The organism is Gordonia lacunae (assembly GCF_002149015.1).
Lineage (GTDB): Bacteria > Actinomycetota > Actinomycetes > Mycobacteriales > Mycobacteriaceae > Gordonia > Gordonia lacunae.
Genome location: NZ_NGFO01000056.1, coordinates 1 through 15,416, shown reverse-complemented (window position 1 = coordinate 15,416; position 15,416 = coordinate 1). Strand labels below are relative to the sequence as shown.

Genomic DNA, 15,416 nt, shown 5'->3' with positions numbered 1-15,416 from the left:
GGGCGGGGCCGGCCGGCGACCGGCGGGGTCCGCGGATTCCGGCCCGGTCCGGCGGCGCCGATGCCGTGTGTGCGGGGACCCTTCGGCCGACTGGGTGAAGTACCGCAGACGCTCCGGATCCATGCCCTCGGTGCGACGCCCCTGGGGGTCCCGGTGGCGTGTGCGACGCCGATCGTCGGTCACCGGAGGCTCCCCTGACTCACCGTCGTGCATCCAACCACCCCTGAAGAATAGCGACCGCCGCAGCCTGGTCGATCACCGCGCGCGAGGACTTCACGGTCCGGCCGCTCGCGTGCAGTGCCTGCTGTGCGGTCACCGTCGTGAAACGTTCGTCGTGCCACTGCACCGGCACCGGGTCTATCCGGGACGCGAGTCGGTCCCCGAAAGCACGTGCTGTCTCCGCCGCCGTACCCGTGGTGTTCTTGAGCGTCTTCGGGAGTCCCACGACCACACCGACAGCCTCGTACTCGGCGACCAGGGCCGCGATCCGGTCGAGATCGTCTGTGCGCGAAGGGGTCCGGCGCACCGTTTCGACCGGCGTGGCGAGGATGCCGTCGGGATCACACACGGCGACGCCGATCCGCACGCTCCCGACGTCGATGCCGAGGAGTCGTCCTCGGGTCCGCGGCGCAGCGTCGGGCCGGGGTTGCGGGTCGGGCATCAGGCGACGAACTCGCGGATGCGGGTCAGCGCGGCGTCGATCCCCGACGGATCGGTTCCGGCACCCTGGGCCAGGTCGGGTTTGCCGCCGCCACGTCCGCCGACCAGCGGTGCGACCTCCTTGACGAGGTCGCCGGCCTTGATCCCGGCGTCCCGGGCGGCCGCCGTGGTGGCGATCACGAACGGCACCTTGGCATCCGGCCCGTCACCGCTCGGCGAGAAGAGCGCGATCACCGCCTGACGGTCGGCGACCCGGCCACGCAGGTCGGTCACCACCGAGCGGAGCCCGTTGGCGTCCAGGCCGGGCACCCGGCCCTCGACCACGAGAGTGGCGCCGACGGTCGTCGCGGCGTCGAGGAGACCGGAGACCGCGGACCGGGCGGCTTCGGCTCGCACCCGCTCGAGTTCCTTCTCGGCGTCGCGCAGCTTGGTGACGAGCTGCTCGACGCGGCCCGGCACCTCCTCGGACGGCACCTTCAACGACGACGCCAGCCCGGCCAGCAGTGCGCGTTCCTTCGACAGGAACCGGAACGAGTCCATGCCCACGTACGCCTCGACACGGCGGACGCCCGAGCCGACCGAGGACTCCCCGATCAGGGTGATGGGTCCGATCTGCGACGACGACGCGACGTGCGTGCCACCGCACAGCTCCATCGAGAACGGCCCGCCGATCTCCACGACGCGGACGACATCACCGTAGTTCTCGCCGAAGAGCGCCATCGCGCCCATCGCCTTGGCCTCGGACAGACCGGTCTCGAAGGTGTTGACCTGGTAGTTCGCCTCGACCGCGGCGTTGCTGATCTCCTCGATCTCGCGCCGCTGGGCCTCGGTCACCGGACCGCTGGCGTTGAAGTCGAAACGCAGGTAGCCGGGACGGTTCAGTGAACCGGCCTGTGTCGCGCCGGGTCCGAGGACCTCGCGCAGCGCGGCGTGGACCATGTGGGTGCCCGAGTGCCCCTGGGTGGCGCCGTGACGCCAGGCGGTGTCCACCGCGGCCAGGACCTCGTCGCCCTCCTCGATCTCGCCCTCGTCGATGCGGACCTTGTGCAGCCAGACCGATTTACCGACCTTCTGCACGTCGGTGACCGACATGCGGACGCCTGATCCGGTGCTGATGGTGCCGACGTCGGCCATCTGTCCACCGGATTCGGCGTACAACGGCGTGCGGTCGAGGACGACCGTCAGTTCCTGCCCGGCCGATGCGGCGGGCAGCCGGGCGCCGTCGGCGACGAGGCCGAGTACCCGCGCCTCGGACACCAGCTCGTCGAAGCCGGTGAACTCGGTCGGTCCGCGGTCGAGGAAGTCGCGATAGACGCTGAGGTCGGCGTGCCCGGTCTTGCGGGCGGTCGCGTCCGCCTTGGCGCGTTGCTTCTGCTCGGCCATCAGCGCGGTGAAGCCCTCTTGGTCGACCGCGAGCCCGGCCTCGGCGGCCATCTCCAGGGTCAGGTCGATCGGGAAGCCGTAGGTGTCGTGCAGGGTGAAGGCGTCGGAGCCGGTGATGGTCGTGCGCGACGCGCTCTTGGTGGCCGTGGCCGCGTCGGCGAACAGCTTCGATCCCGCGGCGAGTGTCTTGGAGAACGAGGTCTCCTCGCCCACCGCGACGTCGACGATGTGCCGACGCTGGGTCTCCAGCTCGGGGTACGACGGGGACATCAGGTCGATGACCTTGCCGATGATCGTGCCCATGGTGGGCCGGCTGTCGGCGGTACCGATCCGATCCGGCCCGCTCGCTTCGCTCCCGGCGCCGAGCAAGCGCATCGACCGGACGACCCGGCGCAGCAGTCGACGCAGGACGTACCCGCGGCCGTCGTTGCCGGGCAACACCCCGTCGCCGATGAGCATGGCCGACGTGCGCGCGTGATCGGCGACGACGCGGAACCGGACGTCGTCGGCGTGCGAACCGGCGCCGTAGGCGCGCCCGGACAGCTCCGCGGCGAGGTCGATGATCGGCTTGCAGAGATCGGTCTCGTAGACGTTGTCCACGTCCTGCAGGATGCAGGCCACGCGCTCGACGCCCATGCCGGTGTCGATGTTCTGCTTGGGCAGCGGTCCCAGGATCTCGTAGTTGTCCTTGCCGCCGCCGGGGCCGCGGACGTTCTGCATGAAGACGAGGTTCCAGATCTCGATGTAGCGGTCCTCGTCGGCCTCGGGACCGCCTTCGACGCCGTACTCGGGTCCGCGATCGTAGAAGATCTCCGAGCACGGACCGCATGGTCCGGGCACGCCCATCGACCAGTAGTTGTCCTTCATCCCGCGCCGCTGGATGCGCTCGGCGGGCACTCCGATCTCGTCCCGCCAGATGGCCTCGGCCTCGTCGTCGTCGAGGTAGACCGTCGGCCACAGCCTCTGCGGGTCGATGCCGAACCCGCCGTCCTCGACGCTGTTGGTCAGCAGGGTCCAGGCGAAGGTGATCGCCTCCCGCTTGAAGTAGTCGCCGAAGGAGAAGTTGCCCGCCATCTGGAAGAAGGTGTTGTGCCGCGTGGTGATGCCGACCTCGTCGATGTCGAGGGTCCGGACACACTTCTGCACGCTGGTCGCCCGCGAGTAGGGCGGCGTCTGCTCACCCAGGAAGAACGGCTTGAACGGGACCATGCCGGCATTGACGAACAACAGGTTGGGATCGTCGAGCAGCAACGAGGCGCTCGGCACCTCGGTGTGCCCGGCCTTGATGAAGTGGTCCAGAAAGCGCTTCCGGATGTCATGCGTCTGCACTGTGGGTTTCGTCCTGCCGTTGGTGATCGCAGCCGTTGGTGGTCGCGGCCGTTGATGTCGCGACATCCCAGCCTACCGTCGGCGGGTCGTCGATCACCGCAGGGACTCTCGACGGCGAGAACGTCGTGGCGGACGGTCAGCGGGACCGGCGTCTCGACACCGCGCCACGCACGATCGACCGCAACTTCGCGACCCGCGGGCCGATCTCGCGCTCCAGCCCGTGGTCGGTGGGGACATAGTAGTCCCTGCCGACCAGGTCGTCCGGTGCATACTGTTGCGGCACAACACCATCGGGATCGTCGTGCGGATACCGGTAGGCAACGCCGTTGCCGAGCTTCTTGGCCCCGGGATAGTGGCTGTCGCGCAAGTGGGCCGGAACCGCGCCGGCCTTGCCCGACTCGACGTCGGCGAGGGCGGCGCCGATGGCCGACACCACACCTGCCGACTTCGGAGCCGTCGCGAGGTGGATGGTCGCCTGGGTGAGCGCCAGTTTGGCCTCCGGCATCCCGACCAGGTTGACGACCTGTGCGGCCGCGACCGCGGTCTGCAGGGCCGTCGGGTCGGCCATCCCGATGTCCTCGCTGGCATGGATCATCAGGCGCCGCGCGATGAAACGCGGGTCCTCCCCCGCAGCGATCATCCGCGCGAGGTAGTGCACGGCGGCGTCGACGTCCGAGCCGCGGATGGACTTGATGAACGCGCTCGTCACGTCATAGTGCTGGTCACCGTCGCGGTCGTAGCGCACCGCGGCGCGATCGATCGCGGTCTCGACGTCGGCGAGATCGATGCGGTCGGTCGAATCGGCACTGGCCTCGAGAGCGGTGAGCGCGCGGCGCGCGTCCCCGCCCGACACCGCGACGAGGTGGTCGTAGGCGGCGTCGGTCACCTCGACCGTGCCGTTCAGCCCCCGCGGGTCGGCGACCGCCCGGGTCAGCACCTCGCGGATGTCGGCGTCGGTCAGGGACCGCAGCTGCAGCACCAGCGATCGGGACAGCAACGGGGCGACCACCGAGAACGACGGGTTCTCGGTGGTCGCGGCGACGAGGAGGACGATGCGGTTCTCCACGGCGTCGAGCAGTGCGTCCTGCTGGGTCTTGGAGAAGCGGTGCACCTCGTCGATGAACAGGACCGTCTGCTGACCGCTGTTCTTGGCGTCACCGATGAGCCGGCGCCGGGCCACGTCGATGACCGCACGCACCTCTTTGACGCCCGCCGACAGCGCCGACAGTGCCTCGAAGCGGCCGCCGGTGGCCCGTGCGATGAGCGAGGCCATGGTGGTCTTGCCGGTCCCGGGCGGCCCGTAGAGCAGCACCGACGCCGCACCCGAACCGCTGATCAGCTTGCGCAGCGGCGAGCCGGTGCCGAGAAGATGTTGCTGCCCGACGATCTCGTCGAGGTTCTGCGGTCGCATCCGGACCGCGAGCGGCGCCGTCGGGGACGGCGGCGCGGTGAGGCCGCCCGCGTTCCCGTGCCCGGCAGAGCCTGCCCGAGGATCGTCGGGTGGGTCGAACAGTCCGTCCACGAGCGTGTCAGGCCAGCCAGATGCGCTGCAGCGCGACGCCCATCGCGGTCGCGAACACGGCGATCTCGTCGTCCCCCGCCCGGCCGGCGGCGGCGGCGAGATCGGTCCAGCGGCTGACGATCACGCGGGGATCATTGGTGTGCAGGGCCCAGTCGTGAGTGAAGCCGGCGGCACCGAAGTCGGCCACATCGAACTCGGCGTCGGCGTGATCGGTCGCCTCCGGATCACTCGGCAGCATCCACACCGTCGACAGCCACACCCAGAGCTGGCGGGCGAGCAGGACTTTGCGCTGCATCTCCCGCTCATGGGCGAGTGCAGGCCAGATCGAGTGCACCTCCGAGCGCCATGCGTCCACCATCGACACCTCGAGGTCGGTGGCGCGGGCGGAGGTCCGGGGCGGCAGCTGGGCGGTGATGGTGACGAGCGCATAGGCGATGTCGAGGGTCGCGTCGCGGAATCCGCCCCACTCGTAGTCCATGAACTGGACGCCGTCATCGTTGAGCAGGATGTTCTCGGGTCCGACATCGGAGGGGCTGAAGGCGCGGTGGTCACCCTCGTCGAACAGGGTCGCCGCGGCCCGCAACGACTCCACGACCTGGTCCGGGACCACGACGTCGAGGGCAGCTGTGTGCCCGACGACCGAGTCGATCGACCGGAGCGCCTCGTCGCGCAGGATGTCGCGCCCCTGCGTACCCGACGGCCCGCGGCGCAGCAGGGCGAGGAAGTCTCCCTCGCCGCCGACCGTGGCGGCGTGCATCCGGCCGAGGGCCTGACCCCAGGCGCTGACCGCGCGGGAGGTCTCGACGGGGTCGACGCCGGCGAGGTACTCGAGCATCGTCCGGCCGTGGCCGAGGTCGGAGAGCACCATGATGCGCAGATCGGAGTCCGAGGCGATGAGTTGCGGTCCCGGGCGCGATTCGTTCGGCAGCGCGGTTGCGTACTTGTACGAGGCGATCTCGCGGTGGAAGGCCTGCGGGTCCTCGTGTTCGGGAAGGGCCTTGATCACGAGCGATCGGTCCAGGCTGAGGGGATTCTGCGCGACCCGGACCCGCACCACCGTGGTGCGGCCGCTGCCGCCGAGGTCCTCGGGATCATCGAGGACCACAGCTGATCCGGCGCGGTGTGACAGCAGCGCCTCTGCCGCCCGCACCACGCTGGTGATGCGGCTTTCCGTAATGACCGTCATGTCGCCCACCAACCTACCCGTTGCAACGAGGTCGCAACAGCACCGTTCGTTCATCTGTACCACGTCACGATTGGCCCGTCAGCAGAATGGGTACCGAACACGCTGTGGCACAGCGGGTTACCGCACGGGTTGCCGAACCTTGCCCGGTTCAGCCCTGCGTGGGACCGTTCGCCGGGCTCACGTCCACCGACACATCGATCCGGCTCTTGGTGGAGTCGGTGTAGATGACCCCGCGCAGGGGCGGCACGTCGTCGTAATCGCGTCCCCATGCGACCGTGACGTGGCGTTCGTCGACCAGCTTGTCGTTGGTCGGGTCGAAGGGCAGCCAGCGGCCGTCGGGCATCCAGACCGCCGCCCACGCGTGGCTGGCATCGGCACCGAAGACCTTCTCCGTCCCGGGCGGCGGCTCGGTCGCGAGATACCCCGACTCGTACCTCGCCGCGAGGCCCTGCGAACGCAGGCAGGCGATCGCGACGCGCGCGAAGTCCTGGCAGACGCCCTCCCGCCGCTGCAGCACGGTGTCGACCCGGGTGGTGATGGCCGTCGACCCCGACCGGTAGGTGAAGTCCGCGAAGATCCGCGAGGTGAGTTCGGTGACGGCCTCGACCAGCGGACGTCCCGGGGTGAAGACCCCGGCGGCGTATTCGCGGACCGCGGGGGTGATCTCCGGCCGCTCGAGGTCCAGGACGAACTCGGCGGCCAGGGCACTCTCCCGGCCGTCGACCAGCGACGGACGTGCCTGTTCCCACGGGATCCGGGCAGCCGGGCTCAGGAGCACGCCCGGGTCCACGGGATCCACCTCGACGACGGACCGCGCGGTCACGGTGAGCTCGCGATGCGAGGTCCGCACGTGGAAGTAGCTGTCGTGGTTGCCGTAGACGTCGATCCCGGTCGACCGGTCGTCGGGTTCGGGTTCGATCTCCAGGGACGTCGAGTGCACCCGCTGGCCCGGCAGGTCGCGCGGCGTGAGGTGGCAGCGCCCGTACGAGGACGACACGTCGTCGTCGTAGGTGTAGGTGGTCCGGTGCATGACGCGGTAGGTGCGCGAACTCACGATTCCCCACCGGCCCAGATCGGTCGCGCCTGGCGCGGGGTGGCGAACCGGGTCCGGGTCAGCAGGTCGGAGAGCTCGCGTGCACCGGTGCGCAACGTCGTCATCAATTCGACGAGTTCGGGGCGTCGCCGGTCGGCGTCGACGTGCACGAGGTCCGCGGGGTCGCCGCGCCGCAGCTCGGCGATCATCTCCTGTACGACGCGTTCGGCCCCCGCCGACCGCAGGGTCTCCGGTACGGACGAGAGGTCGGCGTTCATCCGCTCCAGCGAGAAGATCATCGATCTCGGATTGGTCGGGTCGAACAGCAGCAGCTCGGCGACGCTCGCCGGCTGGTACAGACCGCGGTTGCGGCGCCGGTAGATGACGGACGACTCGTTGGCCACCAGGTACGACTCCAGCAGCGTCTGCTCGACGTCGGTGTCCTGCGCGTCGGCGAACATCGCGAGCGTGAGGTCGGCGAGGGTCACCGCCCGTTCGATGCGCCGGCCGACATCCATGAACATCCAGCCCGGGTCGTGCACCATCGACTCGGCCTGGAGACCGGTCAGGGCCAGCACGCCGTGCAGGATCTCGTCGTGCGCGCGGGCCAGGTCGGGACCGAGGTCGAGCGCGGCGTCGCCGCCACCCGCGTCGGTGCGCGACCGGACGACCAGCCGGGTCGTGCTCGCCATGATGCGTTCCACCGGTGCGAGCACCATCCAGGTGCTGGTCGACATCTGGTCCCGGACCGCCCGGGCGGTACTGATGAGCCGGTCGATCGAATACGCGATGGTCCCGGGCACCGACCGCGACACGGTGAGGTCGGCGATCTTCTCGATCGCCTCGTTCACCTGCTCGGGCGACGGCGGCCGGTCCGACCCCGACATCAGCAGCCCGGCGGTGTCGAGGTAGCGCGCGGTGCCGGTCACCGTGGCGACAGCATGCAGCAGCCGCGGTACCGCCGGTGTGCCGGACATCCACGGCCGGTACTGGAAGTCCTGATAGCGCTCGCGGGACACCTTGGCCAGTCGGGTCACGAGCTCGGTCCGCTCGCCGTAGCGGCCCAGCCAGAACAGGTCCGCCAGGACGCGCGGACTGGCCGCGGCCGCGACGTCGGAGTACTCGCGGGTCACCGGACGGCCCGCCGTGGCGCCCGCGACGACCTCGGCGGCCGGCTCGGCGCGCGTCTCCGAGCGGCGCGAGACATGGCCGCCCACCTCGGTGCTCGTGACCCAGACGTCCTTGGCGGCCACCACGTGGTGGGCGGCACCCTCCACTCCGTCGGCCAGGACCGCACCCAGCCCGCCGGGCATCACCGCATATCCGGGCCCCTGCGCGACGCTGAAGGCGCGCACCGACACCGGCGCCGCACGCAGCGTCGCCTGCGGGCCGCCCGGAGCACCGCCGGGTGTGACCGTGGGGGCCACCGAGAACGCCTCCAGCTCGCGCGCCACCCACTGCCAGGTCTGCGCCTCGACCCGCGCCGCGAGGTCGGTGCGCTCGGACGCGGCGAGCAAGGGGCCGATGAATTCCTCTCCCGTACACGTGTTGGTCAGCACGAGGGACGCCATCCGGTCCTGGATCAGACTGCGCTGCAGCGGGTCTCCCGCCCAGTGCGTGGTGACCGAACCCAGTTTCAGCGCCTCGTCGAGCAGGACCGGCGCCAGCCGCTCCAGCACGGTGTGCAGAGCCGGGTTCTCCAGCACTCCCGAACCGAGGGTGTTGAGGACCGTCACCGTGCCGCGCGAGATCGCCTCGACCAGACCGGCGACACCGAGCTGGGAATCCGTCCGCAGGTCCAGCGGGTCCGCGTAGGCGGCGTCGACCCGTCGCAACAACACGTCCACGCGCTTGTACCGACCGAGCGACCGCATGTAGACCGCACCGTCGCGGACGGTGAGATCGGCGCCCTCGACGAGGGGGAAGCCGAGAACAGAGGCGAGGTAGGCCTGGTCGAAGGCGGTCTCGGACATACTGCCGGGACTCAGGACCGCCACGGTCGGGTCATCGACCCCCGGCGGTGCGTATTCGGTGAGCGCGAGGCGCATGATGCCGGCGAAGTTGGCCATCGGCCGAGGCGCGCACGCCTGGAACAGTTGCGGGAAGGTCTTCGACATCAGCCGGCGCCCGACGATCGCGTAGCCGATTCCCGACGGCGCCTGGGTGCGGTCACGGTAGGCGACGAAGTCGCCGCCGGCCGTGCGCGAGATGTCGACCGCGTGCAGGAACAACGCATGGGGCCCGGCGACCTCGAGACGCGCCGCCTTGCGGATGTACCCCGGATGCCCGAAGACCATCTCGGGTGCGACGAGTCCGGCGGCGATCGTCTTCTGGTCGCGGTAGAGGTCGCGCAGCAGCAGGTCCAGTAGCATCGAGCGCTGGGTGACGGCCTTCTCCAGTTCGGCCCACTCGACGCCGTCGACGACCAGCGGTACCGCGTCGACCTCCCAGTCGCGGGTGACGGTGTCGTGGCCGTCGAACTCGTTGTAGACCACGCCGTCGTCGCTCACCGCGGCCGCCAGCCGGGCCGCGGAATCCCGCAGCCGGTCGGTGCCGCGCAACCGGTAGACACGGGCCAGATCCGCCCACGCCGGGCGGATCGCCCCACCGGGTTCGAGGAGTTCGTCGTAGGCGTCGACCGGCCGGTCCGGGTCGAAGAGGGTCTGGCCCGCGGCGCGGTAGCGGTCGAACACCGCGGAGGCGTCGCCCGGCGAAGAGATCACCGAAGAACTGTACGTGCCCGCCGGAGGTCGAGGATTCCGGGCACCCCGAAGTCGATGGCCTGCCGGGACTGTCGCTCGCGCAACAGCCCGACGTCGACGGTGCCGGTGGTGTGCCCGGCGGCCTCGAACCGCCCGTTGCGGCGCGACTCGGCCTCGACCGCGTTGACCGGCGGACGATCGTAGGCGCGTCCGCCGGGATGGACGACGTGATAGGTGGCGCCGCCCACCGAACGCCCGTTGACCGTGTCGATCAGGTCGAAGGTGAGCGGGGTGTCGATGGTGATCGTCGGGTGTAGCGAACTCGGCGGCTGCCAGGCCCGGAACCGGATCCCGGCGACGCGCTCCCCGGTGCGCCCCGTGGGTCGCAGCGGGATCGGAAACCCGTTGCATGTCAACAGGTACCGGTCATCCTCGCCACCCAGGACCCGCACCTGCACCCGCTCGACGGACGAGTCCACATACCGGGCGGTGCCCGTTCCGGTCGACTCCTCCCCCAGCGTGTTCCACGGCTCGATGGCACCGCGCAGCTCGATCTCCTGATCCCGGATCTGCACGGTTCCCAGTCGCGGGAAGCGGAACTCGGTGAACGGGTCCAGCCAGGCGGTCTCGAACGGATACCCGGCCTCGCGGAGTTCCTCGGCGACCAGCGCGATGTCGGCGATCACGTAGTGCGGCAACAGGTGTTTGCCGTGCAGGTCACCACCGTGCCGGATCAGCCGGGCGCGATAGGGCTTCTCCCAGAACCACGACACGAGGCAGCGCACGAGCAGCGACTGCACCATCGCCATCCGATGGTGCGGTGGCATCTCGAACGCCCGCAGTTCCAGCAGACCCAGCCGCCCGCGCACCGAGTCGGGACTGTAGAGCTTGTCGATGCAGAACTCGGCCCGGTGGGTGTTGCCGGTGATGTCGGTCAGCAGGTGCCGCAGCGCCCGGTCGGTGACCCAGGGATTCGGCGGCGCCCCGTCGAACCGCCCGCCGACGGCATCCGTGACCGCCAGCCGGTCGATCTCGGCGAAGGCGATCTCCAGTTCGTAGAGCGCCGACTCGCGGCCCTCGTCGGCGCGGGGTGCCTGTGACGTGGTGCCGATGAACCGACCGGAGAAGAGGTAGGACAACGCGGGATGGCGCTGCCAGTAGGTCAGCATCGACACCAGGAGGTCGGGTCGGCGCAGCATCGGTGAGTCGGCGGGCGTGACGCCGCCGAGGGTGATGTGGTTACCGCCGCCGGTCCCACCGTGACCGCCGTCCAGGTCGAAACTCTCGGTGCCCAGACGCACGTGTCGCGCATGGTCGTACAGCGATTCGAGCAAGTCGGACTGCTCGGCGAAACTCCCGGTGGGCTGGATGTTGACCTCGACGACACCCGGATCCGGCGTGACCGACAACGACACCAGGCGCGGGTCGGCGGGCGGTCCGTACCCCTCGACGACGACCGGCGTCGACGTCGCGGCCGCGGCGTCCTCGACGAGTTCGATGATCGCGAGGTACTCCTCGAGGGTCGAGGTCGGCGGCATGAACACACCGACGACGCCACCGCGCACCTCGGCGACCAGGGCGGTGCGCGGCAGGAACTGGGCGGGGTCGACGTCGCGCACGGTGTGACCCAACGCCGTCGACGGGTCGGCCGGCAGGTCGTCATGGCGCGCGGACGGGTCGGCTTCGAAGAGCGTCGGAGCCGGACCCCACGACAGCGAGTTGAGCGGCAGGCGCAGTCCGGCCGGCGAGGTGCCCGGGGTCAGCACGATGCGCCCCCGCCGGGTCGTCCACTCCGCGCTCTGCCACGAGGTCCGATCCTCCGAGCGACTCAACGGCAGCAGGTGGGCGCTCGGCGCGGTGACCGCGGCGTCGAGCCGGGCGATCAGCGCACGCCTGCGTGCGACGGAATCCGCGGCCGGCGCAAGGCTCTCGTCGTCCTCGCCATCCGTGGAATCGGCGTCGACGGTGATGTCGGCCTGCGCGAAGGCGCGCGCGGCGGGGAGAGTGGGGTCGGTACCGGGGTCACCGGGTGGCATCGCGGCGAGTTCGCGCATCCGCACCAGCGGGTCCTCATACGCCGGCACCACCTGGGCGGCCGGGAGCCCGAGCGCCGCCGCGAACTCGATGAGCAGTTCCCGCGCCGGACCGGCATCGCCGGTGGTCTCCGGGTCCGGGCCGTGGGTCTCGGTCTCGATGGCGGCCGCGCACTGCTCCGGCGTCGCCCACGGGTCGGCGAGCAGACCCGGGTCCCGCCAGATCGGCAGACCGTCACTGCGCCACATCAGTTCGAGCTGCCAGCGCGGCAGCGGTTCGCCGGGATACCACTTGCCCTGGCTGCGCCTGATCAGGCCGTTCGGCGCGTACGCCTTCTGCAGACGACCGGCCAGCCGCCCGGCCAGCAGCCGCTTGTGAGGACCGTCCGCGGCGGTCCGCCATTCCGGATCCGTCTGGTTGTCGATGGACACGAACGTGGGCTCGCCACCCATCGTCAGGCGCACGTCGTTGTCGACCATCCGCCGGTCGACCAGCGCGCCGAGATCGGTCACCCGGTTCCACTGTTCCGCGGTGTAGGGCAGCGTGACCCGCGGGTCCTCATGGAAGCGGGTCACCGTGTTGGTGAAGTCGAGCGTCGCGTGGCACGGACCGGTCGATCCGGTGATCGGCGCGGCACCGACCGGATGCGGGGTGGCCGCCAACGGGATGTGACCCTCGCCGGCGAACAGCCCCGACGTCGGGTCCAGGCCCACCCAGCCGGCTCCGGGGAGATACACCTCGGTCCACGCGTGCAGGTCGGTGAAGTCGGCGTCGGGACCCGACGGTCCGTCGAGGGCCTTGACATCGGAGGTCAGCTGGACGAGGTAGCCGGAGACGAAACGCGCCGCGAACCCGAGCTCACGCAGGAGGGCGACCAGCAACCAGGCCGAGTCGCGGCAGGATCCGATGGCGCTGGAGAGCGTGTACTCCGGCGACTGCACGCCCGCCTCGAGACGGACGGTGTAACCGACGGCGTCGCGGACCGCGGCATTGAGCCGCACGAGGAAGTCGATGACCCGCGTACGACCGGCCGGCCGGTGCTTCGCCGCGAACTTGGCGATCTCCGGATGAACTGGCGCACCGGCGAATTCGCCGTCCGTGACACCGGCGGGCCGGAGGAAGATCTCCAGGTCGCGTCGTAGTTCGGCGGGATAGTCGAACCCGTAGAACTCGGCGGACTCCTCGATGAAGAAGTCGAACGGGTTGATCGCGGTGAGGTCCGCGACGAGACTCACGGTGATGCCGAGGGTGGAAGAGGGCTCCGGGAAGACCAGGCGCGCCAGGTAATTGCTGAACGCATCCTGCTGCCAGTTCAGGAAGTGAGCACCGGGCTCGACGGTGAGCGAGTAGGCCTCGATGGGAGTGCGCGAGTGCGGCGCCGGACGCAGGCGGACGACGTGGGGGTAGATCTTGGCCGGCCGATCGAACGAGTACACCGTCCGGTGCTCGAGTGCGACCTTGATCGTCATGCTGGGATCTCATCACAGATGACCGGCAGGCGCCGGGTGGCGAGCACCACGAGCGGATGGCGGTGGCCGAACTCACGTCCGGCCACCGCATTTCGGCTCAGTCCGAGGTGGTCTCCGCGTCTTTGTCGGCACCCTTCTGCTCGGCGCCGCCCCGCGGTGCGGGCTTGGCATCGATCCCCGATTCCTTGCGCTGCTGCGCCGTGATCGCCGCGGGCGCGTCGGTCAGCGGATCGACGCCGCCGCCCGACTTCGGGAAGGCGATCACCTCGCGGATGGACGACTCACCGGCGAGCAGTGCGGTGATGCGGTCCCAGCCGAAGGCGATGCCGCCGTGGGGCGGTGCGCCATAGGTGAAGGCGTCGAGCAGGAAGCCGAACTTCTCCTGGGCCTCGTCGTGGCCGATGCCCATGATCTCGAAGACGCGCTCCTGCACGTCCCGGCGATGGATACGGATCGATCCGCCGCCGATCTCGTTGCCGTTGCACACGATGTCGTACGCGTAGGCCAGGGCCGATCCGGGATCGGACTCGAGGGCGTCGATCGATTCCGGCTTGGGCGAGGTGAAGGCGTGGTGCACCGCGGTCCAGGCCGAATGTCCCAGTGCGACATCGCCGGACGCGGTCGCGTCGGCTGCCGGCTCGAACATCGGCGCGTCCACGACCCAGGTGAACGCCCAGTCGTCGGGCTTGATCAGGCCCAGCTTCGAGGCGATCTCGCCGCGGGCGGCACCGAGCAGCGCGCGCGTCGACTTGACCTCTCCCGCACCGAAGAACACACAGTCGCCGGGCTTCGCGCCGACATGAGCGGCCAGGCCGGAACGCTCCTCCTCGGAGAGGTTCTTGGCGACCGGTCCGCTGAGGGTCCCGTCGTCGGCGATCAGCACGTATGCCAGGCCGCGTGCGCCGCGCTGCTTGGCCCACTCCTGCCAGGCGTCGAGCTGGCGACGCGGCTGCGACGCACCGCCGGGCATGACGACCGCGCCGACGTACGGGGCCTGGAACACCCGGAAGGGGGTGTCGCGGAAGTACTCCGCACACTCGACCAGTTCGATCCCGAAGCGCAGGTCCGGCTTGTCCGAACCGAATCGGCGCATCGCGTCGGCGTAGGTCATCCGCGGGATCGGGGTCGAGATGTCGACACCGATCAGCTTCCACAGCGCGACGAGGATCTCCTCGGCGACCGCGATGACGTCGTCCTGGTCGACGAAGCTCATCTCGATGTCGAGCTGGGTGAACTCGGGCTGCCGGTCGGCCCGGAAATCCTCGTCCCGGTAGCAGCGCGCGATCTGGTAGTAGCGCTCCATGCCTGCGACCATCAGCAGCTGTTTGAACAGCTGCGGGCTCTGCGGCAGGGCGTAGAACGTGCCCGGCTGCAAGCGAGCCGGGACCAGGAAGTCACGCGCACCCTCGGGCGTGGACCGGGTCAGCGTCGGCGTCTCGATCTCGGTGAAGTCGTGCGCGGCGAGCACTCCGCGCGCGGCCGCGTTCGCCTTCGAGCGCAGACGCAGGGCCGCGCTCGGGCCCTCACGGCGGAGGTCGAGGTAGCGGTGACGCAGGCGCGCCTCCTCGCCCGGCGACTCGTCGAGCTGGAACGGCAGGGGCGCCGACTCGTTGAGGACCTCGAGCTCGACGGCGTTGATCTCGATCTCGCCGGAGCTCAGGTTGGGGTTCTCGCTGCCCTCGGGCCGCACCTCGACCACACCGGTCACCGCGACGCAGTACTCGGCGCGCAGACGGTGGGCGGCCGGCGCGACCGACTCGTCGCGGAAGACCACCTGGACCAGTCCGGTGGCGTCGCGCAGGTCGATGAAGACCACGCCACCGTGGTCGCGACGGCGTGCGACCCACCCGGCGACGGTGACGGTCTGCGACGCGTCGGCGCGGCGCAGCGAACCTGCGGAATGCGTGCGGAGCACTGAGAATCCTTCCAGGAGTCGAAAACGGCCGGCAGAAACGCAGACCAGGTGTCCATGGTGCCGTATCCGCGCCCCCGGCCGTCAATCGCATACCTCCGCGACTGCGCCGAGGGCGGGTGCCGATCGTGCCAGAATGGCCGCGTGACCTTCCAAGGCAGCGGATCGATCGACACCGGCAACGTC

The 15,416-nt window shown here is 70.0% G+C and carries 9 protein-coding genes; all 9 read right to left on the bottom strand.

What is annotated here, in order from left to right; all coding sequences use genetic code 11:
- Positions 1-183: hypothetical protein (locus tag CA982_RS26770; protein ID WP_425269111.1), on the bottom strand; the 183-nt coding region annotated here is incomplete at its 3' end.
- Positions 184-199: 16 nt separating this feature from the next.
- A complete protein-coding gene (gene ruvX / locus CA982_RS25355; RefSeq protein WP_086537862.1) occupies positions 200-661 on the bottom strand; it encodes a Holliday junction resolvase RuvX in 462 nt (153 codons plus the stop codon).
- The gene (gene alaS / locus CA982_RS25350; RefSeq protein ID WP_086537861.1) at positions 661-3,372 is read right to left on the bottom strand and encodes an alanine--tRNA ligase; all 2,712 of its coding nucleotides are present in this window, start codon (positions 3,370-3,372) and stop codon (positions 661-663) included. Before alaS ends, ruvX begins: the two co-directional genes overlap by 1 nt.
- A 136-nt stretch (positions 3,373-3,508) precedes the next feature.
- Positions 3,509-4,894: a replication-associated recombination protein A gene (locus CA982_RS25345; RefSeq protein WP_086537860.1), complete on the bottom strand. Its 1,386-nt coding sequence runs from the start codon at positions 4,892-4,894 to the stop codon at positions 3,509-3,511.
- A 7-nt stretch (positions 4,895-4,901) separates the two neighbouring features.
- The gene (locus CA982_RS25340) at positions 4,902-6,080 is read right to left on the bottom strand and encodes a hypothetical protein (protein ID WP_167383397.1); all 1,179 of its coding nucleotides are present in this window, start codon (positions 6,078-6,080) and stop codon (positions 4,902-4,904) included.
- A gap of 148 nt (positions 6,081-6,228) precedes the next feature.
- Positions 6,229-7,134 (bottom strand): transglutaminase family protein, encoded by a 906-nt coding sequence (locus CA982_RS25335; RefSeq protein ID WP_086537858.1) that lies wholly within the window; start codon positions 7,132-7,134, stop codon positions 6,229-6,231.
- Positions 7,131-9,836, bottom strand: coding sequence for a circularly permuted type 2 ATP-grasp protein (locus tag CA982_RS25330; protein WP_086537857.1), 2,706 nt, complete (start codon positions 9,834-9,836; stop codon positions 7,131-7,133). The genes CA982_RS25335 and CA982_RS25330 overlap by 4 nt, the downstream gene beginning before the upstream one ends.
- Positions 9,833-13,318: a transglutaminase family protein gene (locus tag CA982_RS25325; protein ID WP_086537856.1), complete on the bottom strand. Its 3,486-nt coding sequence runs from the start codon at positions 13,316-13,318 to the stop codon at positions 9,833-9,835. The genes CA982_RS25330 and CA982_RS25325 overlap by 4 nt, the downstream gene beginning before the upstream one ends.
- 97 nt (positions 13,319-13,415) lie before the next feature.
- Positions 13,416-15,233 carry an aspartate--tRNA ligase gene (aspS, locus tag CA982_RS25320; RefSeq protein WP_086537855.1) on the bottom strand — a complete coding sequence of 606 codons (1,818 nt, stop codon included), beginning with the start codon at positions 15,231-15,233 and terminating at the stop codon, positions 13,416-13,418.
- Positions 15,234-15,416 lie beyond the last annotated feature (183 nt).

What these genes read in the sequence shown, in the direction of transcription:
- ruvX (WP_086537862.1), bottom strand. Translation starts at nt 661, where the DNA reads ATGCCCGACCCGCAACCCCGGCCCGACGCTGCGCCGCGGACCCGAGGA.
- CA982_RS25340 (WP_167383397.1), bottom strand. Translation starts at nt 6,080, where the DNA reads ATGACGGTCATTACGGAAAGCCGCATCACCAGCGTGGTGCGGGCGGCA.
- CA982_RS25325 (WP_086537856.1), bottom strand. Translation starts at nt 13,318, where the DNA reads ATGACGATCAAGGTCGCACTCGAGCACCGGACGGTGTACTCGTTCGAT.